19 protein-coding genes are annotated in these 21,526 nt (G+C 63.2%); 6 read left to right on the forward strand and 13 right to left on the reverse strand.

The genetic code is table 11. The features are described 5' to 3' along the window. The first annotated feature begins 39 nt into the window (after positions 1-39). Positions 40-1,371 (forward strand): phosphate regulon sensor histidine kinase PhoR, encoded by a 1,332-nt coding sequence (gene phoR / locus D3F03_RS15965; RefSeq protein ID WP_119110437.1) that lies wholly within the window; start codon positions 40-42, stop codon positions 1,369-1,371. Positions 1,372-1,387: 16 nt separating this feature from the next. Here the strand turns inward: phoR and D3F03_RS15970 are convergent, their stop codons facing one another. The 4 genes from D3F03_RS15970 to trxA all read right to left on the reverse strand — a co-directional run bounded on the left by D3F03_RS15970 (position 1,388) and on the right by trxA (position 5,419). After that, the gene (locus D3F03_RS15970) at positions 1,388-3,091 is read right to left on the reverse strand and encodes a hypothetical protein (protein ID WP_119110438.1); all 1,704 of its coding nucleotides are present in this window, start codon (positions 3,089-3,091) and stop codon (positions 1,388-1,390) included. A gap of 154 nt (positions 3,092-3,245) precedes the next feature. Then, positions 3,246-3,503, reverse strand: coding sequence for a type B 50S ribosomal protein L31 (locus D3F03_RS15975; RefSeq protein ID WP_119110439.1), 258 nt, complete (start codon positions 3,501-3,503; stop codon positions 3,246-3,248). A gap of 80 nt (positions 3,504-3,583) precedes the next feature. Beyond that, complete coding sequence (gene rho / locus D3F03_RS15980) at positions 3,584-4,846, reverse strand: transcription termination factor Rho (protein ID WP_119110440.1); 1,263 nt, start codon at positions 4,844-4,846, stop codon at positions 3,584-3,586. Between the two features lie 240 nt (positions 4,847-5,086). Then, positions 5,087-5,419, reverse strand: a complete 333-nt coding sequence (gene trxA / locus D3F03_RS15985) for a thioredoxin TrxA (RefSeq protein ID WP_119110441.1) — start codon at positions 5,417-5,419, stop codon at positions 5,087-5,089. Between the two features lie 133 nt (positions 5,420-5,552). Between trxA and D3F03_RS15990 the strand changes: the two genes are divergently transcribed. Continuing rightward, a complete protein-coding gene (locus D3F03_RS15990) occupies positions 5,553-6,911 on the forward strand; it encodes a TIGR03862 family flavoprotein (RefSeq protein WP_281271438.1) in 1,359 nt (452 codons plus the stop codon). Between the two features lie 72 nt (positions 6,912-6,983). Continuing rightward, complete coding sequence (locus D3F03_RS15995; protein WP_199665490.1) at positions 6,984-7,910, forward strand: adenylate/guanylate cyclase domain-containing protein; 927 nt, start codon at positions 6,984-6,986, stop codon at positions 7,908-7,910. Between the two features lie 107 nt (positions 7,911-8,017). Here D3F03_RS15995 and D3F03_RS16000 read toward each other — a convergent pair whose 3' ends face one another. From D3F03_RS16000 to D3F03_RS16020, 5 genes are all read right to left on the reverse strand, one after another. Then, positions 8,018-9,265, reverse strand: a complete 1,248-nt coding sequence (locus tag D3F03_RS16000; RefSeq protein ID WP_119110443.1) for an acyl-CoA dehydrogenase family protein — start codon at positions 9,263-9,265, stop codon at positions 8,018-8,020. A gap of 27 nt (positions 9,266-9,292) precedes the next feature. Continuing rightward, complete coding sequence (locus D3F03_RS16005) at positions 9,293-10,378, reverse strand: phosphotransferase (protein ID WP_119110444.1); 1,086 nt, start codon at positions 10,376-10,378, stop codon at positions 9,293-9,295. A 13-nt stretch (positions 10,379-10,391) separates the two neighbouring features. After that, the gene (locus D3F03_RS16010) at positions 10,392-11,111 is read right to left on the reverse strand and encodes a Crp/Fnr family transcriptional regulator (RefSeq protein WP_119110445.1); all 720 of its coding nucleotides are present in this window, start codon (positions 11,109-11,111) and stop codon (positions 10,392-10,394) included. Positions 11,112-11,222: 111 nt separating this feature from the next. Beyond that, positions 11,223-12,002: an oxepin-CoA hydrolase, alternative type gene (locus D3F03_RS16015; protein WP_119110446.1), complete on the reverse strand. Its 780-nt coding sequence runs from the start codon at positions 12,000-12,002 to the stop codon at positions 11,223-11,225. 6 nt (positions 12,003-12,008) lie between these two features. Beyond that, positions 12,009-13,529, reverse strand: coding sequence for a 3-hydroxyacyl-CoA dehydrogenase (locus D3F03_RS16020; protein ID WP_119110447.1), 1,521 nt, complete (start codon positions 13,527-13,529; stop codon positions 12,009-12,011). Between the two features lie 103 nt (positions 13,530-13,632). Here D3F03_RS16020 and D3F03_RS16025 point away from each other — a divergent pair, with 103 nt between their 5' ends. Next, positions 13,633-15,678, forward strand: a complete 2,046-nt coding sequence (locus tag D3F03_RS16025) for a type IV pilus assembly protein FimV (protein WP_119110448.1) — start codon at positions 13,633-13,635, stop codon at positions 15,676-15,678. A gap of 155 nt (positions 15,679-15,833) precedes the next feature. On the opposite strand, the gene D3F03_RS16030 is transcribed toward D3F03_RS16025, so the two are convergent. Both D3F03_RS16030 and D3F03_RS16035 read right to left on the reverse strand, forming a co-directional pair. Beyond that, the gene (locus D3F03_RS16030; protein WP_119110449.1) at positions 15,834-16,667 is read right to left on the reverse strand and encodes an alpha/beta fold hydrolase; all 834 of its coding nucleotides are present in this window, start codon (positions 16,665-16,667) and stop codon (positions 15,834-15,836) included. A gap of 2 nt (positions 16,668-16,669) precedes the next feature. Continuing rightward, a complete protein-coding gene (locus D3F03_RS16035) occupies positions 16,670-17,971 on the reverse strand; it encodes an O-acetylhomoserine aminocarboxypropyltransferase (protein ID WP_119110450.1) in 1,302 nt (433 codons plus the stop codon). Between the two features lie 106 nt (positions 17,972-18,077). On the opposite strand from D3F03_RS16035, the gene D3F03_RS16040 reads away from it, so the two are divergent. Next, complete coding sequence (locus D3F03_RS16040; protein ID WP_119110451.1) at positions 18,078-18,551, forward strand: CBS domain-containing protein; 474 nt, start codon at positions 18,078-18,080, stop codon at positions 18,549-18,551. Positions 18,552-18,600: 49 nt separating this feature from the next. Continuing rightward, positions 18,601-19,698: a chorismate synthase gene (aroC, locus tag D3F03_RS16045; protein WP_119110452.1), complete on the forward strand. Its 1,098-nt coding sequence runs from the start codon at positions 18,601-18,603 to the stop codon at positions 19,696-19,698. Between the two features lie 101 nt (positions 19,699-19,799). On the opposite strand, the gene nrdR is transcribed toward aroC, so the two are convergent. After that, positions 19,800-20,249, reverse strand: a complete 450-nt coding sequence (gene nrdR, locus D3F03_RS16050; protein WP_119110453.1) for a transcriptional regulator NrdR — start codon at positions 20,247-20,249, stop codon at positions 19,800-19,802. A 10-nt stretch (positions 20,250-20,259) separates the two neighbouring features. Then, the gene (glyA, locus tag D3F03_RS16055; RefSeq protein ID WP_119110454.1) at positions 20,260-21,507 is read right to left on the reverse strand and encodes a serine hydroxymethyltransferase; all 1,248 of its coding nucleotides are present in this window, start codon (positions 21,505-21,507) and stop codon (positions 20,260-20,262) included. Positions 21,508-21,526 lie beyond the last annotated feature (19 nt).

Here is a 21,526-nt window from a genome sequence, read left to right on the forward strand (position 1 = left end):
GATCAATTTTTTCTATTCAATACCCCGGCTCCCATTTTCATGCTGGTCCGAGCGCTGATTTTTTTCCTGGTGCAACTCCTCGGGGCTGCCATCGGTTTCTGGCTGGGCGGCATTTGGGCTGCGGTGTGGGTGGGCGCTGGAGTGGTCTGGTGCTGGTTTCTCGTCGATCTGCTGCGATCCGCCCGCGTGCTGCACTGGCTGCGTGAGGCCCCCGAAGGCCCCGCTCCGGCGAGCGTGGGGGTGTTGGGAGAAGCCGTGGACCGGGTGCAGCGCCTGCTGCGTGTGCGAGACCAGGCGACACGCGAGAGCGACGAGCGCCTGCACGGCATTCTCGATGCGCTCCAGGCCACGCCCAATGGCGTGCTGCTGCTCGACGATCGGGGCCGGATTGTCTGGTGCAACCAGCGCGCTGCACAACACCTGGCCATCGATGCGCAGCGCGATGTGCTGCAGTTCATTGGCAACCTGCTGCGCGACCCGGACTTTACCGCCTACCTGGCCGGAAAAGACTGGTCGCACGATGTGGTGATCTCCACGCGCCCGGCCGAGAGTGCACATGTGGCCCGCCTGTCGATCCAGCTGTGCGCGTATGGCGATGGCCAGAAGCTCATGCTGACGCGCGACGTGACTGCAGTGGAGCAGGCCGAAGCCATGCGGCGCGATTTCGTCGCCAACGTGTCGCATGAGATCCGCACGCCGCTCACCGTCGTGGCAGGTTTTATCGAAACCTTGCAAACGCTCACGCTGGATCCCCAGGAAAAGTCACGCTACCTTGCCCTCATGGCACAGCAGGCCCAACGCATGCAACGTGTGGTCGAGGGGCTGCTGGCGCTCTCACGGCTTGAGGCCAGCCCGCCACCCGGAATTGCTGAATGGGTGCCGGTCGCCGCGCTGCTCGAACGCTGCGAGCAGGAGGCGCGTGCCCTTCAGGCACTGATCGCACCGGGGCAGACGCTCCGTTTTTCGCAGTTCAACCGTCCCGAAGATGTGGGTGACATTGCGGGCGTGCCGGCCGAATTGCACAGTGCTCTGGCCAATCTTGTGGGCAATGCAATTCGCTACACCCCGGGTGATGGCAGCGTCGATGTGCAATGGGCTTGGCAACCCGATGGCAGTGCGGTTTTTTCGGTGCGCGATACCGGGCCAGGCATTGACGCCGAGCACCTGCCGCGCATCACCGAGCGGTTCTATCGGGTCGATCGCAGCCGCTCGCGTGATACCGGCGGCACAGGACTGGGGCTGGCCATCGTCAAGCACGTGGCGCAGCGCCACGGCGCCCAACTGCTCATCGAGAGTGTGGCGGGAAAAGGCTCAACGTTCCGGATCGCGTTTCCCGCCTTCCGGCTGCGCCGACGGCAGGCGCAGTTGTGAGCGGCTGATGCGCCAATCAGGGCGGGGCACGCCGATACACCACCAGCGCATCGTTGCGGTCTGTTGGTCGGCCAATCCGGCCCGTCAGCACCCATTCCTTCGCGTCGGGCGGTGTGCGCCGCAAGGCCGGGGTGGGAGCATCGTCGGCTTCCACGAGCCAGGGACATGACGGCGCAGCAGCGGTAAGTGGCTGCATGGTGATGCTGCCAAAGATCTGTAGCGCGGCAAACTGGCCCTGGTCCAGTCCCAGTACATGCACGCAGACGGGGCGGCCGATGAGCGCCTGCAAGGCCCGAACCTGCGGTGCGTCGCTGCGCGCATAGTCAAGCATGGGCAACCATAGGGTGGTCAGCAGTAGCCAGCACAGCGTGGTGCCCGCCGCCGGGAGTACCAGCGTTTTCCACAGCGCGCTCTGGTTGCGTCCCGTGCGCCAGACGACCACGGCACACCATGCTGCTGTGGCCGCCAGCGCCACGGCCAGCGCCACAGCGGAAAACTCCGGCCGAAAGCCATGTGCCAGCCGGGCGACGTTGGCGGCTGGTTGGGCGGGGATGCCAGTTTGCGTGGAGATCCAGATGACCCAGATCGCAATCGCCGAGGCCGAAAAAAACAGCAGAGTGAACCAGTCGATCAAGGCCGAAACACTGCGTTTGAGCGTGGGCAGTGCAAAGGCAGCGAGCGCTGCCAGCGCCGGCAGGCCCAGCAGCAGCGCGCGGTCTGCTGGCCGCGAGAGGACCGTGGCGCCCAGTGCGCACCCGGCAAACCACATGGGCAGCCACAAATGGCGTTGCAATGACCGGGTGAAGACATGGCCGCGCCAGCGCCACAAGGTCCACAGCGCGAGCGGCCAGGCGGGCCAGGTGAACCACAGCAGCAGGCGTGCGAGGTTGTGCCCGTCTTTCTCGAAATCCGGCCAGAAGACATGCCGCTCCGAGAGGCCCAACTGCCATGCAAGCAGCGCCGCCGCCAGGGTCAGCGCGAGCAGGCCCCAGGCAGCGCGGCCATTGCGTGCGCTGTGCTGCAACTGCTCTGGCGCCCATAGGCATAGCACCGCGCCACCCGTGCCATAGAGCACCGCCAGCACCGGAGCGCCGCTCAGCACCAAGCCGGGCAGACCCAAGGACATTGCCACCCACGGGCCCCAGCGGTGACGGGGCATGGCCGCCAACCCGTAGAACACCAGCGCGGTGGCGCACAGCTGTGTGAGATAGGCGGTAGTTTCATGCGAAGGCTGGGCCAGCCCCAGGCTGGCGAGCAGCGCAAGCAGCCCACCATCGGCGATGGCACGGGCATAGCCTGCGGGTGAGGCCTCACCGCCAAAGGCAAATGCCACGGGCTGCGCACCAGGGCTGCGTGCCAGTGCATAAATACCCCACCAGGTGGCCCACAAGGTCAGGACCAGCAGCAGTGCAAAGGGAATCCGGGCGGCGAAGATGGCAGGCAGGATGCCTTCTGTGCCTTGCAGGGCCCAGGCACCAATCCAGTAGGGCAGCAAGCCATCTGATTCCGGCGGAAGCCCGCCCAGCAGTGGCGCCAGCCATGGCGTATGCCCCTGCGCCAGTTGCAGCATGTAGCCATAGGCGGTGACGTCCGCCCCGCGCCAGGGGTCGCGGCCAATAAAACCTGGCAGCACGTAGGCTGTGCACAGCAGCAATAGCGCCCAGCGCGGCAGTGGTCGCACGGCGCTGTGGGGCACGATGGCGGGAGTCGGTTGGTTCACGCGGAATCAGGCGATAGGTTTGCGGCCAAGCATACGGGCAAACATACGGGCAAACAAAAAGACAGCGCGGTTTCCCGAGCTGCCTTCTGATGGGTGCGAGGGCGCTGGCGTTTGGAGGTGGCTTTTGAGGGCCCGCCAGTGCGCTTGCCGTTGCTTACTTGGCCGTTGTCTTGCCGAAACGGTTGCGGAAGCGCTCGACGCGGCCACCCATGTTGTCGACCGACTTTTGTGTGCCCGTGTAGAAGGGGTGCGATTCGCTGGAGGTATCGAGCTTGAACAGCGGCAGTTCACGGCCGTCCTCGGTCTTGCCCATTTCCTTGGTGTTCGCACACGAACGCGTGACGAACTTGAAACCGTTGGAGAGGTCCACGAAGAGCACTTCGCGGTAGTTGGGGTGAATGCCTTCTTTCATGCTGATCCTTGAATGTCGCTGCGGGAGCCGGGCCAGACCATCTGACCTACTTTCCGCAAAAAAGCCTGCAATTATAACTTTTATCCGCCGCGGCGCATCATGTCGAAGAACTCGACATTGCTCTTGGTGGCCTTCATGTTCTTGATCATGAGCTCCATGGACTCAATCTCGTCCATGTTGTACATGAACTGGCGCAGGATGCGCGTCTTTTGCAGGATTTCTGGCGCCAGCAGAAGCTCTTCACGTCGCGTGCCGCTCTTGTTGAGCTCGATGGCGGGGAAGACGCGCTTTTCATAGAGGCGGCGACTGAGGTGAATCTCGCAGTTGCCCGTCCCCTTGAACTCTTCAAAGATCACTTCGTCCATCCGGCTGCCGGTATCGACCAATGCCGTGGCGATGATGGTCAGCGACCCGCCTTCTTCCACCTTGCGCGCTGCGCCGAAGAAACGCTTCGGGCGTTGCAGGGCATTGGAATCGACGCCACCTGACAAAACCTTTCCCGACGAGGGCACAACGTTGTTGTAGGCGCGTGCCAGACGGGTGATGGAGTCGAGAAGGATGACGACATCCTTCTTGAGCTCGACCAGGCGCTTGGCGCGCTCGATCACCATTTCGGCCACGTGCACGTGGCGCGCGGCGGGCTCGTCGAAGGTGGAGGCAATGATCTCGCCCTTCACCGTACGCTGCATTTCCGTCACTTCTTCCGGTCGCTCGTCCACCAGCAGCACCATCAGGTGCACGTCGGGGTTGTTGGCCGTGATGGCGTGGGCGATGTGCTGCATCATCACTGTCTTGCCGCTCTTTGGGGGCGCTACGATGAGTGCGCGCTGGCCGCGGCCGATGGGCGCGATGATGTCGATGATGCGGCCGGTGATGTTTTCTTCGCTCTTGATGTCCCGCTCAAGCCGCATGTGTTCCTTGGGAAACAGCGGCGTGAGGTTCTCGAACATCACCTTGTGCTTGTTCTGCTCGGGCGGGCCGTCGTTGACCTTGTCGAGCTTGGTGAGCGCAAAGTAGCGTTCGCCGTCCTTGGGCGTACGCACCTCGCCCTCGATCATGTCGCCGGTGTGCAGATTAAAGCGCCGTACCTGGCTGGGGCTGATATAGATGTCGTCGGTACTGGCGGTGTAGCTGGTGTCGGGGCTGCGCAGGAAACCAAAACCATCAGGCAGGATTTCCAGTACGCCATCGGCAAAAATCTGCTCGCCCGCCTTGGCGCGCTTCTTGATGATTGCGAACATCAGCTCCTGCTTGCGCATGCGGCCGCCGTTTTCGATGTCAAGCGCTTCCGCCTGCTGGAGGACTTCGGACACGTGCAGTGCCTTGAGTTCGTTGAGGTGCATGGAGTGACTCCTGAGCGGAGTTGGTAGAAATCAGGGAAGAGGCTCTGTACCAGGAAGGCCGCTGTGAGCGGATCTGTCAGGCCTGAAGTGCTCGAATCGGACGCCGGAGTTTGCGTAGCGGAGAGCGGAAATGATTATGACAGGAAAAACTCAGGACAAGGCCAACGGGCGATTGCGGCTCGTCGATCACAAAAAAGAGCTGCGCGGACTGCGGGCTGGCCGCAGCAGCGCAGGCTTGTCTCAGGCCAGTTGCTGGTCGATGAAGGCGGTGAGTTGTGCCTTGCTCATGGCGCCCACCTTGGTAGCGGCAAGCTCACCGTTTCGAAACAGCATCAGCGTTGGAATGCCACGGATGCCATAGCGCGCTGGCACCTCGCGATTGTCGTCCACGTTCATTTTGGTGACTTGCAGCTTGCCTTGGTAGCTGCCAGCTACTTCGTCGAGGATGGGGGCAATCATCTTGCAGGGGCCGCACCACTCGGCCCAGTAGTCCACCAGGACGGGCGTTGCAGACTGAAGCACGTCGGCTTCGAAACTGGCGTCTGAGAGGTGCTTGATGAGATCGCTGGCCATGCTTTTCCTTTGATCGATGCGAAACAGATAGAGTACCGCGATTGTGACAGAAACAGACTCCCACTCACCCTTGGGAGGGTCTAAGTTTGCTATGACTGTCATAGCGAAAAACGATATATGAAGGACTAGAAAATTGGACGATCCTATAAGCCAGGCCGGCACGGCTGTTGATGCCGTGGTGGTGGGTGGGGGGCCCGCGGGCTTGATGGCAGCCCAGCAGCTTGCCGCCGCCGGATGGCGCGTTCATCTCTACGATGCCATGCCCTCCGTGGGGCGCAAGTTCCTGCTCGCGGGAAAAGGGGGGCTGAATCTGACGCATTCGGAGCCCGAGTCGGCCTTCGTACAGCGTTACGGCGACCGTGCGCCCTGGGTGGCGCAGTGGCTGGCAGAGCTGGGGGCGCCGCAAGTGCGGGCCTGGGCGCAGAGCCTGGGGGTGAGTACCTTCATTGGCACTTCTGGGCGTGTGTTTCCGCAGGAGATGAAAGCGGCGCCTCTTTTGCGCACTTGGTTGTCACGCCTGCGTGCCGCCGGGGTGCAACTGCACATGCGCGAGCGCTGGCGGGGCTGGGCCGACGATGGAGCGCTGCTGTTGGAAGGGCCGCACGGTTCGCACCGTGTGCTGGCGCGCACGGTGGTGTTGGCGCTTGGGGGTGCGAGCTGGCCGCAATTGGGCTCGGATGGGGCATGGGTGCCCGTGCTTGCCGCTGATGGGACGCAGGTAGCGCCCCTGCTGCCCGCCAACTGCGGCTTTGATGTCGTGGGCGGGGCGGCTCTGCGCGGCGAGAGTCGGCGGGAGTTTTTTAAGGATTTGGTGGGGCAGGGCGTGGCGCAGGCCAGCGGCTGGAGCGCCCATTTCTGCGAGCGCCATGCTGGCGCAGCGCTGAAATCGGTAGCGCTGTCATTTGCGGACAGTGTGGGCCACCGTTTTGCCCGCCGTGGCGAGTTTGTGGTAACCGGCACAGGGGTGGAGGGCAGTTTGATCTATGCGGTTTCCGCGCTCTTGCGCGACGAAATTGCACGCAGCCACAGTGCCACGTTCTATCTGGATTTGTTGCCTGATCACCCTGCCGAACGGGTCACTGCCGAGGTTGCGCATCCCCGTGGCTCCCGATCGTTGTCCACCCATCTGAAAAGTCGCTTGGGTCTCTCGGGCGTGAAGCTGGCCTTGCTGCACGAACTGCTGACCAAAGAACAACTCAGCGATGCTGCTGTCCTGGCGGCCGCCATCAAGCATTTGCCGGTGACGGTACTTGCAGCGCGGCCTGTCGCGGAGGCCATCAGCACGGCGGGCGGCGTAGCGCAGGAATCTCTGGACGCGCACCTGATGCTCCGCCGTCGCCCTGGTGTCTTTTGCTGCGGCGAGATGCTCGACTGGGAGGCGCCGACGGGCGGCTATCTGCTGACGGCGTGCTTGGCCAGCGGGCGCATCGCAGGGCAGGGCGCCGCCCACTGGCTGTCCGTGCCGCGAGCCGATGCGACTGTGGGTGCTTAGCGACAGTGGGCCCACGACTGCAGGCTGCTGCCCTAAACTGTTTTACTTACCGCCTGCCTGAAAAAGCACCCCTTGCGCACCTTTGCCACCGTCATGTTTGCCGACTTGTCGGGAAGCGCCGCGTTGTATGAATCCCTTGGCAACGAGCGAGCTTCCAAGGTGGTCAGCCGCTTGACCCGCTGGATGGGTGACATCGTCGTGGCCCATGGTGGCCGCGTCGTCAAGGAGCTGGGCGATGGTGTGCTGAGTGTGTTTGTGGAAGCCTCTGCGGCGATCACAGCCGCAGCGGCCTTGCAGCGCAGCCACCAAGCGAATCTGGCGCGCTGGGCTGAGCCCCTGCGCATGGCGGTTCGTATCGGCATCGCCAGCGGCGAAGTGATGGAGCTCGATGGCGATACCTACGGAGACGCCGTCAATGTGGCATCGCGTTTGTGCGAGCGTGCGCTGGCCAATGAAGTGTGGGTGACTGACGCCACGGCCGTGGACGCTGGCGCTGTGCCGCAAGTGCAATTTCGTCGTCTGGGCGCCTTCGACATTCGCGGCAAGTCCGAATCACAGGTGGTGTACCAGGCAGATTGGCGCCAAGACCTGCCGCAGGACGCGTTGACCCAACACGCGGGGTTGTCGAGTTTGGTTGCGCCCATTGACCATGGAGCAGCGAGCGTGGAGTTGGCCTGGCTGGACGATATGCGCAGCTTTGGTTCGGAAGAAACGCCTGTGCACATAGGGCGCTTGCCTGAAGCTGACTGCTTTGTACACGACCCGCGCGTCTCACGCACGCACGCACGAATCGATTGGCGCCAAGGGTGCTTTACGCTCACCGATGTGAGCAGCTTTGGCAGCTGGGTGCGCTTCGATGGCAGCGAAACAGAAGTGCGTTTGCGGCGTGACGCCTGCATGTTGCATGGCAGTGGGCAGATATCCCTGGGCACGCCCTTTGGAGCGGATGCCCCGGTGCTGACGTTTCATGTCCGGGATGGGGACGTGCACGGCGCTTAGCGTTTGGTTTTTGAAAAAATATACGTAAAAATAGCTACTAGCGCTTATGGAGTAAGCGTTAGTAGCTATGGTTTTTGATATATCTGAGGCGTACTGGGTGGTGGCCGTCAGTGCGCTTTGGGTGCTGCGTATTTGCCCAGCTCCATTTTGGCGATGGAAGCGCGGTGCACTTCATCCGGGCCGTCGGCAAAGCGCAAGGTGCGTGCGCCGGCGTACGCGTAGGCAAGCGGAAAATCGTCGCTCACGCCGCCACCGCCGTGCGCCTGTATAGCCCAGTCAATCACGTCACAGGCCATGCTGGGCGCGACGACCTTGATCATGGCGATTTCGGTCTTGGCGACCTTGTTGCCAGCCACGTCCATCATCCAGGCGGCCTTGAGCGTCAGCAAACGTGCCATGTCGATCTTGCAGCGTGCTTCGGCAATGCGCTCCTGGGTCACACCCTGCTGTGCCACGGTCTTGCCGAAGGCGACGCGCGAAAGCGAACGCCGGCACATCAGTTCCAGTGCGCGTTCGGCCAGACCGATCAGGCGCATGCAGTGGTGGATGCGCCCTGGGCCAAGGCGTCCTTGCGCGATTTCAAAACCGCGGCCTTCGCCCAGCAGGATGTTCGAAGTGGGGACCCGGACGTTTTCAAACAGGACTTCGGCGTGACCATGCGGTGCATCGTCGTAGCCAAACACGCTCAGGTTGCGCAGGATTTTGACGCCGGGCGTGTCGGCAGGCACCAGGACCATGCTTTGCTGCGAGTGGCGCTGCGCTTCGGGGTCGGTCTTGCCCATGGTGACGAACACGGCGCAGCGCGGGTCGTTGGCGCCGGACGTCCACCATTTGCGCCCGTTGATGACGTAGTCGTCGCCCTGGCGCTCGATGCGGGTCTCGATGTTGGTCGCGTCGCTGGAGGCGACGGCCGGTTCGGTCATGGCGAAGGCCGAGCGGATCTTGCCTTCGAGCAGTGGCTTGAGCCAGCGCGCCTTGTTCGCTTCGTCGCCGTAGCGTGCGATGGTCTCCATGTTGCCGGTATCCGGTGCCGAGCAGTTAAAAACCTCGCTGGCCCAGACGACGCGGCCCATGATTTCGGCCAGCGGTGCGTATTCCTGATTGGTCAGCCCCGCGCCCTGGTAGCCCGAGGCTTCGGCGGTGTCCACGGGCAGGAACAAATTCCACAGCCCTGCAGCCTGCGCCTTGGGTTTGAGGGTTTCAATGGTGGACAGCGGCGTCCAGCGCCTGCCCGCCTGGGTGTTGGCGGCCAGCTCCCGTGCCAAGTCTGCTTCAGCGGGGTAAATGTGTTCGTCCATGAACCTGATCAGGCGTGCCTGCAAGTCCTTGGTTTTGGGGGAATAGTCAAAGTCCATGGAGTTCTCCTTCAAAAATGGGAGCCGCTAGCTGCGCTGGGCAAAGCCCCAGGCCATTTCCGCCAGCGGCCTTGCGCCGGTGGCCGATGCCTTGGCTTGGGCGCTTGACGCCGTGCCTGTTTCGACGCGCTTGGCAATGCCTTGCAAGATGGCTGAGAGCCGGAACAGGTTGTAGGCCAGGTAGAAATTCCAGTCGTGGGCAAGCTCTTCAGGCGTTGTCAGGCCGGTCCGTTCGCAGTAGCGGCGGATGTACTCGGCTTCCGAGGGGATGCCCAGCGCCGCGTGGTCCAGCCCGCCGATGCCGCGGAACATGCCGGGCGGAATGTGCCAGGCCATGCAGTGGTAGCTGAAGTCGGCCAGCGGGTGGCCGAGCGTGGACAGCTCCCAGTCGAGCACGGCAATGGCGCGCGGCTCGGTGGGGTGGAACATGAGGTTGTCGAGGCGGAAGTCGCCATGCACGATGGACGTGCGCGCCTCGTCTCGCGCGCCGGCGGGAATGTGCGCCGGCAGCCACTCCATGAGCCGGTCCATCTCGGCAATCGGCTGGGTGATGGACGCCTGGTACTGCTTGCTCCAGCGGCCGATCTGGCGCTCGAAATAATTGCCTGGCTTGCCATATCCCGCCAGGCCACGCTCGGCATACGGCACGGTATGCAGCGCAGCGATCACGCGGTTGGTTTCGTCGTAGATGGCGCCGCGCTGCGCGGGCGTCATGCCGGGCAGGGCCTGGTCCCACAGCACACGGCCTTCCATGTACTCCATGATGTAGAAGGCGCGTCCGATGACGGATTCGTCCTCGCACAGCACGTGCATGTGTGGCACGGGCACGTCGGTGCCTTGCAGGGCGCTCATGACGGCAAATTCGCGCTCCACCGCATGCGCCGAGGGCAGGAGTTTGGCCACCGGACCGGGCTTGGCGCGCATCACATAGCTGCGGCTCGGCGTGACCAATTTGTAGGTCGGATTGGATTGGCCGCCCTTGAACATCTCCACCTGCAAAGGGCCGGCAAAACCTTCCAGCCGCGGCGCCAGCCAGGCGCTCAAGGCAGCGGTGTCGAATGCGTGTGTGTCAGACACTGGGCGTGTGCCAACAAAATGGTCAAAGTTGCTCATGGGTGGTACATGCTCAGTTGTCGAGCTCGGTCAGGCGCATCAGCGCGGGGCGGTCGCACACCACCAAGCCACCCGGCTCGATGCGGATGATGTCGTCCCGCTCCATGGCCTTGAGTTCCTGGTTCACCCGCTGGCGCGAGGCGCCCAGGAGCTGTGCCAATTCTTCCTGCGCCAGTTGCAGGCCAATGCGCATTTCGTCGTTGTGGGACAGGCTGGAGATGCCGTAGCTGCGCACGAGGTGCAACAGTTGCTTGGCCAGGCGTGCACGCAGGGGCAGGGTATTGAGATCTTCCACCAAGCCGTAGAGTTGGCGAATGCGGCGCGCATGCAGGCGCAGCATGGCTTCGTAGAGCTCGATGTGCATCGCCAGGATTTTTTTGAAATCGCTCTTGGCTACGCACAAGATGGTGGTTTCCCCATGGGCATAGGCGTCGTGCGTGCGCCGGTCGCCGTCGAAGATGGAAACGTCGCCAAACCAGATGCCCGGCTCTACGTACGTCAGCGTGATCTGCTTGCCCGAGATGGAGGTCGAGCTCACGCGCACGGCGCCCTTGGCGCAGGCAATCCAATCCTCCGGTGGATCGCCACGGGCGCAGATCAGGCTGCCGTCCTTGAAACGTTTGACGTAGGCGCATCGGAGAATGTCGTGTCGCAGCGAAGGGGAGAGGGAAGAAAACCAGCGACCAGAGTTGATCGCCTCGCGTTCGTCGATAGTAAGAATAGGGTCGTCCATGGTCTGTCTTGTGTGTGACTGGTGGCGGTTTTATTGTCGCGTCCGGGACCGGCGAGTCCGCGCGTGCGATGTCTCCTGGGTGTCTGGCACGCACGTGGCCAGCAGCGGTTTTCAGCGGAAATGGGGCGTGCGTTTGTCCAGGAAAGCGGCAATACCTTCGCCTGCGTTGGGGTGCTGCAGGTTGCTGACAAAGTGCTTGCGCTCCATGGCCAATTGGGAGTGCAGATCGTTGGTGCGCGCCTCGGCGAGCAGTTCCTTGACGCTGGCGAGCACATTGGGTGCGCGCGCATGAAGGGCTGCGCACAAATCCAGAGCACCTCCCAGCGCAGCACCGGGATCGGTCAGCCGGTTGACGATCCCCAGTGCATGCAGGCGCTCGGCTGGCAGCGTATCGCCCAGCATCAGCCACTCTGCTGCCAGCGTGCGCGGAATGGCCTGTGCCAGTGCCCAGCTTGCGCCGCCATCGGGTGACAGGCCAACGCGGCTGTAGGCCAGCGAGAAGCGTGCACTGCGCGAGGCCACAAGAAAATCGCAGGCCAGAGCCAGAGAGAAGCCCGCTCCCGCAGCCACGCCTTCGACTGCTGCAACCACGGGTTTGGGGTAGGTTCGGAGTGCTTCGATCCAGTCGTGCAGCGCGGTGATGCTGGCCGTCTGTACTTCGGGGTCCAGCGAGCGGTTGGCCTGCAGTCGGACCAAGTCGCCCCCGGCACTGAAGAGACCATCCGCACCTGTCAACACCACACTGCGGATATCGGTGCTTCGCTCAGCACCGTTGAGCACCTCGATGCCAGCGGCGTAGATGTCGGGGCCCAGCGTGTTGTGCTGGCCGGGGTTGCGCAGCGTCAGAACCAGGGTCTGGCCCTCGGTGCGGCTTAGGAGTTCTGCAGCCATGGCGTGTCAGCCCTCTGTGTGGGTGAGGCTCAGGCCCAGTGCGCCGCGCCGACGTAACCAGGGGCTGGGGCGGTAACGCGGGTCGCCATACACGGTTTGCAGGTTGAACAGCACTTCCAGGATATTCGTCGGTCCCCAACGGTCACCCATGGCGAGTGGCCCGAGTGGATAGCCGAGGCCCAGAGTGACAGCAAGCTCCAGATCGGAGGGGCTGCAAATCGCCTGCTGGCAGATATCGCTGGCGATGTTCACGATGTGCGCCACCACGCGCTGAGTGACAAAGCCGCCGCTGTCGCGAACGACACTCACGGCCTTGCCATCGCGTGCAAAGAGGGCATGGGCAGCGTCGCGCATATCCGAGCGCGTGGCCGGGTTGGTGGCCAGCACACGGCGCCGCGTGCTGGCATCGTCGATGAGCATGTCGATGCCGACGGTGCGCGCCGGGTCCAGCCGCTCCACCACCGCAACCGTGGTGATATCAAAGCCCAGCGGTGCCACAAGACACAAGGCCTGGCTGGACGGTGCTGACCCGGTTTCAATGGACGCGCCGAGGTCCTTGAGCAACTGGTAAATCTCGGCACGGCGCGCGGCGCGAGGGGACACCCATACCGCCGGGATCACGTTCACCGCAGGGGTCGGCGCTTCTGTGGGCACCTGGGCCACCCCTTGCTCGTAGCGGTAGAAACCTTCGCCGCTTTTGCGACCCAGCACGCCTGCGGCGAGGCGCTGTGCGGTGATCACACTGGGGCGAAACCGGGGTTCTTCGTAGAACTGGTGGTAGATGGATTCCATGACCGGGTGCGACACATCAAGCCCGGTAAGGTCCATCAGTTCGAAAGGGCCCAGGCGAAAGCCCACCTGGTCACGCAGAATGCGGTCGACCGTCGCGAAGTCGGCCACACCTTCGGAGACGATACGCAGCGCTTCCGTACCAAATGCCCGGCCTGCATGGTTCACGATAAAGCCGGGAGTGTCTTGTGCACGCACCGGCGTATGCCCCATGCGCACGGCCAGGTCCGCGAGGGCGTCACAAGTGCGTGGATCTGTCTTGAGGCCGGGCACCACTTCCACCACCTTCATGCGAGGTGCCGGGTTGAAGAAGTGAAAACCGCAAAAGCGACCCGGGTGTGCCAGCCTGGCGGCCAACGCCGTGATGGGGAGAGACGAGGTATTGCTCGCCAGCACCGCGTCGGGTGAGACGATAGCTTCGAGCTCAGCCAGCAAGGCGAGCTTGGCGTCCGTGCGCTCAACAATGGCCTCTACCACCAGATCACAGCTCGCCAGTTCAGGCATCTGATCGGCTGCGGAAAGCTGGGTTTGCCACCTGGAGGCTGTCTCCGCCGTGCATTTGCCCGTGGCCGCCATGCGCTGCCAATGTGCGGCTATGGCGGTGGTACCGCTTTGTGCAATCCCCGGGCGTATGTCGAGCAACAAAACGGTGCAGCCAGCCTGCGCCGCAAGCTGTGCAATGCCTTGGCCCATGGCGCCAGCGCCCACGATACCGACACGTGAAATTTGCTTTTTCATTGTTTGATTATCCCGTTCGCGTAAATACTGCAATCTATGCAAGAATTACCTGAAGCAAATTGAAAAAAAAGTGAGACTTCGCAATCTTCTACTAGCCGTCTCGATGGGGGTCGCGGCGAGCGGTGCAGCGGCACTGTCCCTTGGCAATCCCCAGGGCACGGTGGTGCTGGGTAGGCCATTGGACCTCGTGTTCGACGTGCACACCGATGGCGCGCAGTTGGCAGATGCCTGCATCAGCGCGGACGTGACGGCTGGGGACACACCGCTCTCACGCAGCCAAATTCTGGTGTCTCCCGTTGCCCCGAGGGAGGGGCGTGCCACGGCCATCCGTGTCCAGAGCACACAACCGATCAATGAGCCCGTGCTGAGTGTGCGGCTTGCCGCCGGCTGTTCGGGCAGCGTGGTGCGTACCTATACCGTATTGGCCTATCCGGAAACCTCTTTGAGTGCTCGCCAGTTGGCTGCTGCAAGCTTGGCAAACATGCCCCAACAGCCTGCCGCAGGTCTCTCAGGGCCTTCCGGGCGGGCACAAGCTTCGGGTGGCATGCCGGGTCGCCGCACCAAGGCAGTTGCAGAAGCACCCCAGAAGTCTGTGAAGCGACCTAAGCATGGCCGAGCGGGCCACCAAGCTGCCGTGCCCAAGGCAGCGGAAGACTCGGGACGCTCACGCTTGGTCATGGAACCTTTGTCCGATTGGCTGGAAGCGCCTTCCGTATTGCGGGCTTCTCCAGAGATTGCAACGCTGTCGCCCGCGTCTCCGGTGCAGCGCGAAGAAGCTGCTGCACGCTGGCGGGCGCTGAACATGCAGCCGCAAGAGCTGTTGCAGGAGGCGGCGCGCCAGGTTGCACAGGAAACCGAATTGGCCAAGCAGCACGCCCAGGCCGAGCGCGACAAGGCAGCTGCGCTACAGGTTCAACAGGCATTGCAACAACGGGTGGCTGAGCGTTTCTCTGCACAGGTTGTCTATGTCCTCAGCGCGTTGCTGCTCTTGCTTGCGGGGGCGCTGCTATGGATGTGGACGCGGCTTCGCCGGCCGGCGCCTGGCGGTGAGCGCTCCTGGGCGCAGGCGGTTGTGCAAAATGCGGAGGCCGCTTCGGCAAGTGCTGCCAGCACTGCGGCTCAGGTGGCGTCCGTGCGGGCACCTGTGCATGCTGAGCACTCACTGCGCGTGCGGCCCACTGAGCCAGAGCTTTTGCCATCGGGCATGCTGCCCATTGAGTTCGGACATTTGCAGGAGACCGGGTCGGTGGAGCAGGTCGAGCCCGTGACGCCTGCCACGTCCGATGCGCCTGCACCCGTCGCTGCGGTGGTGAACCCGGAAGATTTGTTCGATCTGCAGCAGCAGGCAGAGTTTTTCGTTTCCGTTGGAGAGCACGACCAAGCCATTGATGTGATGAAAAAACACATTGAGGCCAATCAGACGTCCTCGCCCCTGGCATACCTTGAATTGTTGCGCCTGTACCGGTCACTGAGCCGGATTGAGCAGTTCAATGCGCTGCGTACGCAGTTTCACCGCTATTTCAACGCGCAGGTGCCCGAATTTGCCGCATTCTCTCGCCAGGGAAAGACGCTGTTTGCCTACCCCGAGGTGCTGGCGCGGATCGAGGCCTTGTGGTGCGATCCGTCCGTAGTGCCCTTGCTGCAGGAATTGCTCTTTCGAGGCCAAGCGAGCGAGCAGCAGCGCTTCGATTTGCCTGCTTACGACGACCTCTTGTTGCTGCACGCGGTGGCGCGCACAACGCCTGCTGCCACGCGCGGCATTTCCAGCTCACGCATTCGCACGACGCCGCTGGAGCCCACGGATTGGGAAACGCCTCAGGCAGAGTTGATTGAGCCCACCGCCGCTCCCGCCAGCAATCTGATGGAGTTTGAGCACGATTGGGCCTTCGAGACCCCTGGGGACCGTCCGGCCGATCCGGCAGCGGCGGCCGGCAGCACAGCGCTTGATCTCGACCTGAGCGACGTGGCGCACCTGGACGCTCTATCCGAGCAAGCCGAGAGCAGTGCGCCTCTGCCCTTTCTGACGCAGGACGAATTGCCCCCCGTTCCCACCACAGCACCGCCAGCGCCCGATCAACCGGTCGGGTTTGGCAGCAACAGCGACCGCTTCGAGGCGCGGGTCGACCCCGACACACGCAAGCCGCGCTGATGGTCGTTGGCCCCTTTGGGCATGGGTGCAAGACCACCGGTAGCGAGGGCACCTGTTTTTATCTGCCCACAGTGCGTACGCTGGGTGTGCGAAAAACGCTCTTATTTATATAGCTTAAACGCTATGCTTGATAAGCGCTAGGGCCTGTTTTCTTCTTAAATTCTATCGTGGCGATCCACTAGAAAATCGCGCAGCGCCGCCAGCGTTTCCTCCGGCGCTTCGGTCATTTCGTTGTGCCCCACGGGCAGCATGCGCACGGTTACCGTTTTGCCGGCTTGTTTTGCAGCGGCCACCAAAATCTGAGCTGCCTTGGGTGTCGTCATCTGGTCCTGCGCACCGAGCACGAACAGCACGGGGCATTCCACGTTCACTATGGCCGCCTCGCCCCCGGCATACTGATCGCATGCCATGAACCCTCGGTGAAAGACATTCACCTCGGGATTGCTGGCCAACACCCGCCGACCCAGCGCCATCTGGGCGCCAAAGACCCAGGTTCCTGGCCCGAGTGCCGAGGGTGGCGCGCACAAGGTGCTGCGGGAGTACACGTTGACCATGCGCAGCGCTGTCTCTGGGGCATTCAGGGCCGCGTCCAGTAGGGCAGGCGACACTTTCATGGGCCACGCCGTTCCCACCAGGGCGAGATGCGTGGCGCGCGCTTTCATGCGGCTTGCCGCCTCTAGCGCAATCAGCGAGCCCCAGCTGTGCCCGACCAAGGCGGCACGCTCCACCCCCAGGGCGTCGAGCAAGGCGATGATGAAATCCGCCGCTTCCTCCACGCTTTGGGGGGCCGCGCCGGCGCTGCGGCAATGGCCGGGCAAATCGACTGCCAGCACGTTCCAGCCATGGTTGGCCAGCCAGCGGCTCTGCATGGCCCAGACGCTGTGGTCGTTGAGCACGCCGTGGATCAAGACGGCGGTGGGTAGAGTCGGGTCGAAGCTGCGCCCGCCGGTGTAGCAATAGGTGTCGTGTCCGTTGACTGGCAAGCGCATGCTCAGGCTCCCGCTTTTTCTGCGGCCTTCAGGGCGCGCTTGAGGTCGTCTATCAAATCGTCCACGTCTTCCAGGCCGATGGACAGGCGAATCGTTCCTTGGGTGATGCCAGCAGCGTTCAGTGCTTCGTCGCTGAGGCGGAAGTGCGTAGTACTGGCGGGGTGAATGACCAGGCTGCGGCAGTCGCCCACGTTGGCTAGGTGGCTGAAAATTTTCAATGCTTCAATGAACTTCTTCCCTTGCTCGCGTGAGCCCTTGAGGTCGAAGCTGAAGACGGAGCCGGCGCCCCGCGGCAGCAGCCGCTGCGCCAATTGGTGGCTGGGGTGCGAGGGCAGCATCGGGTGGCCGACACGCGCCACAAAAGGGTGGCTTGCCAGGAACTCCACCACGCGCTCCGTGTTGCGCATGTGCTGCTGCATGCGCAGCGGCAGGGTTTCGATGCCTTGCAAAATCAGCCAGGCGGTGTGCGGGCTGATGCAGGCGCCGAAGTCGCGCAAGCCCTCGCGGCGCGCGCGCAACAAAAACGGACCGACTGTGCTTTCCTCGGCGAACACCATGCCGTGAAAGCCGTCGTAAGGCTCGGTCAGCTCGGGGTAGCGGCCAGAGCCTTCCCAGTCGAAACTGCCGCCATCCACCAGCACGCCGCCTATCACCGTGCCGTGCCCGCTGAGGAACTTGGTGGCGGAGTGGTACACGATGTCGGCCCCGTGTTCAAAAGGCTTCATCAGCCAGGGGGTTGTGAACGTGGAATCAACCAGCAATGGGACGCCAGCCTCGTGGGCGATGGCGCTCACGGTCGGAATGTCGAGCACGTCGAGGCCTGGATTGCCCACGGTCTCGCCAAACAGCAGGCGCGTATTGGGGCGGATGGCGGCGCGCCAGGCGTCCACATCGCCGGCCGGTACAAAGCTCGTTTCGATCCCGAAGCGGCGCAAGGTGTAATGCAAAAGATTCTGGGAGCCGCCATACAGCGCGCTGCTGGCAACGATGTGCGAGCCCGCGCCCATCAAAGTGGCAATGGCCAGATGCAGGGCTGCTTGCCCGCTGGCGGTGGCCAGAGCCCCCACGCCGCCTTCCAGGGCCGCCATGCGCTGCTCCAGTACGGCCGTGGTGGGATTGCTGATGCGCGAGTACACGTGGCCGCCGCGTTCCATGTTGAACAGCGAAGCCGCGTGGTCGCTGGAGTCAAAAACGAAAGACGTGGTGAGGTGAATGGGAACAGCGCGTGCGCCGGTGGCAGGGTCGGGTATGGCGCCTGCGTGCAGGGCCAGGGTGTCGAAGCCAGGGTCGGCGTAACCGGGCATGAAGGGTCTCCAATGCAATCGTGGATGGGCGTGTGCGGCATTGTGGGCTATATTTATGAGGCCGCGCAGCAACACAGAGCTTGCTGCACACAGCGAGGAACCCCCCATGAAAGTCAGCGACATCTTGCGTGTGAAGGGCAATACGCTCTACACCGCCCACCCTGCCGAACCACTTGCGGACGCCGTGCGCGTGATGTCGGAGCGGGACATCGGTTCGCTGGTGGTCATGGAGCATGGTGACTTGGTGGGCATGCTCACCTTCCGCGAAGTCATCCAGGCGCTGGTGCGCAATGGCGGCGCCGTGGGCACGATGCTGGTGCGTACGGCCATGGACGACCACCCGCTGACCTGTACCAATGCGACCGATATGGACGAAGTACGCCGCATGATGCTCGAACGCCACGCGCGCTACATGCCGGTCATGGACAACCGCATGCTGATGGGAGTCATCAGCTTCTACGACGTTGCCAAGGCCGTGGTGGACAGCCAGAATTTCGAAAACAAAATGCTCAAGGCCTATATCCGCGATTGGCCCGAGGGCGAGGACAGCGATACGCCCGGCGCCGCTGCCGGGAAGTAAGCTACTTGTGCGGTGCTCGCCCGTGTCGCTGCCCCGATAATGGCGGCCCATGAGCGGCAACACATTCGGCACCCTTTTCGCAGTCACCAACTTTGGTGAATCCCACGGCCCGGCCATTGGCTGCGTGATCGACGGCTGCCCGCCTGGCATGCCTTTGTGCGAGGCCGACATCCAGGCCGACCTGGACCGGCGCCGTCCCGGCACCAGTCGCCACGTCACACAGCGCGCCGAGCCCGATGCGGTGGAAATCCTCTCGGGGGTCTACGAAGGCCTGACCACCGGAACGCCGATTGCCCTGCTGATTCGCAACACCGACCAGCGCAGCAAGGACTATGGCGATATCGCCCAGCGCTTTCGCCCTGGACATGCCGACTACACCTACTGGCACAAGTACGGCGTGCGCGATCCGCGCGGTGGCGGGCGCTCGTCGGCTCGGCTGACGGCGCCCACCGTGGCGGCCGGCGCCGTGGCGCGAAAGTGGCTGGCCGCGCAGTTCGGCACCCAGGTGCGCGCCTGCATGAGCCAACTGGGCGAGCTCGACATTGGCTTTGAGTCCTGGGAGCACGTGGCGCAGAACCCGTTTTTTGCTCCAGTGGCCGATGTGCAGCGTTTGGAGGCCTATATGGACGCGCTGCGCAAGGCGGGCGACTCCTGCGGTGCGCGCATCCGCGTGCAGGCCACCGGCGTTCCCATTGGGCTGGGCGAACCGATTTACGACAAGCTCGACGCCGACATTGCCTGGGCCATGATGGGCTTGAACGCCGTCAAGGGCGTGGAAATCGGCGCCGGTTTTGCCAGCGCCGCGCAGCGGGGCACCGTGCATGGCGATTCGCTCTCACCCGAGGGCTTTCGCAGCAACCATGCGGGTGGGGTGCTGGGCGGCATCAGCACGGGGCAGGACATCGAGGTGCAGATCGCCATCAAGCCAACCAGTTCGATCTTGAGCCCACGCGAATCCATCGACACAGCCGGGCAGTCGGTCCAGGTCAGCACCCGCGGCCGCCACGACCCCTGTGTGGGCATACGGGCGGCGCCCATTGCCGAGGCACTGCTGGCGCTGGTGCTGATGGACCATGCCCTGCGCCACCGCGCGCAGTGCGGCGACGTGCACCAAAGCGTGGCGCCGATTGCAGCCGAAGCCCCTTGAATTCGCTATAGAAAAAATAGCTTCTAGCGCTTACTGGATAAGCGCTAGAGGCCAAAAAACCTTAAAATTTTCGCACTCTTGAGCGCGGGGCAAGCGCTGGCTCAGCGCCGCACCTCGTCCACCAGGTGCTTGAACTCGTCGATGTCCTCGAAGCTGCGGTACACGCTGGCGTAGCGGATGTAGGCCACCTGATCGAGCTTCTTGAGTTCGCGCATGACCAGTTCGCCAATGCGGCTGGACGCGATCTCGCGCTGCCCCAGGCTGAGGAGCTGTTCTTCGATGCGTTCTATGGCCGCGTCCACCTGCGTCGTGCTTACCGGGCGCTTGCGCAGCGCAATGGCAAACGAGCCGAGCAGCTTGGCATGGGCGTACTCGGTGCGTCGCCCGTCTTTCTTGACGACGACAGGAAAGCTGACTTCAGGCTTCTCGTAGGTCGTGAAGCGCTTGCCACAGGCCAGGCAGCGGCGCCGGCGGCGGATGAAGTCGCCGTCTTCCGCGACCCGCGTCTCGGCCACCTGGGTGTCGAGATGGCCGCAGAAGGGGCACTTCATGATCGCCGCTTTACCCGCGGTAGACGGGGAACTGGGCCGTCAGCGCGTTCACCTTGGCACGCACGGCAGCCACATGGGCTTCGTCGCGTGGCTTGTCGAGTACATCGGCGATCAGGTTGGCGGTCAGGCGGGCTTCCTCGTCCTTGAAGCCGCGCGTCGTCATGGCAGGCGTGCCCAGGCGGATGCCGCTGGTCACCATGGGCTTTTCCGGATCGTTCGGGATGGCGTTCTTGTTGATCGTCATGTGGGCCGATCCCAATACTGCTTCGGCATCCTTTCCGGTAATGCCCTTGGCACGCAGGTCGACCAGCATCAAGTGGCTCTGCGTGCCACCGCTGACGATGCGCAGCCCGCGCTGCGTCAAGGTTTCGGCCATGATGCGTGCGTTGACGAGCACCTGCTCCTGGTACTGCTTGAATTCGGGTTGCAGCGCTTCCTTGAAGGCTACCGCCTTGGCCGCAATCACGTGCATCAGCGGGCCGCCCTGCAGGCCGGGGAAGATGGCGCTGTTGATCGCCTTCTCATGCTGCGCCTTCATCAGAATGACGCCGCCGCGCGGACCGCGCAGGCTTTTGTGGGTGGTGCTGGTGACGATATCCGCGTGCGGCACGGGGTTGGGATAGACACCAGCGGCAATCAGGCCGGCGTAGTGCGCCATGTCCACCATGAAAATGGCGCCGACGTCTTTGGCCACCTTGGCGAAGCGCGCGAAGTCGATGTGCAGGCTGTACGCCGAAGCACCCGCGATGATGAGCTTGGGCTTGGTCTCGTGCGCCTTGCGTTCCATGGCGTCGTAGTCGATGACCTCGTTGGCGTCGAGCCCGTAGGACACCACGTTGAACCACTTGCCCGACATGTTGAGTGCCATGCCGTGCGTCAAATGCCCGCCTTCGGCCAGGCTCATGCCCATGATGGTGTCGCCCGGCTTCAAGAAGGCAAGAAACACCGCTTCGTTGGCCGACGCGCCGCAGTGGGGCTGCACGTTGGCCGCTTCGGCGCCAAAAATCTCTTTGATGCGAGCAATGGCCAGCTGCTCGGCGATGTCGACGTACTCGCAGCCACCGTAATAGCGCTTGCCGGGATAGCCCTCGGCGTATTTGTTGGTCAGCTGCGTGCCCTGGGCCCACATGACGGCGGGCGAGGCGTAGTTCTCGCTCGCGATCAGTTCGATGTGCTCTTCCTGGCGCCGGTTTTCGGCCTGAATGGCAGCGAACAGCTCAGGGTCGGTTTGCTCTACGAGAATATTGCGTTGGTACATGGCAGTCCTGTGAACTTGT

Origin of the sequence: Simplicispira hankyongi (genome assembly GCF_003570885.1) — a bacterium.
Lineage (GTDB): Bacteria > Pseudomonadota > Gammaproteobacteria > Burkholderiales > Burkholderiaceae_C > Simplicispira > Simplicispira hankyongi.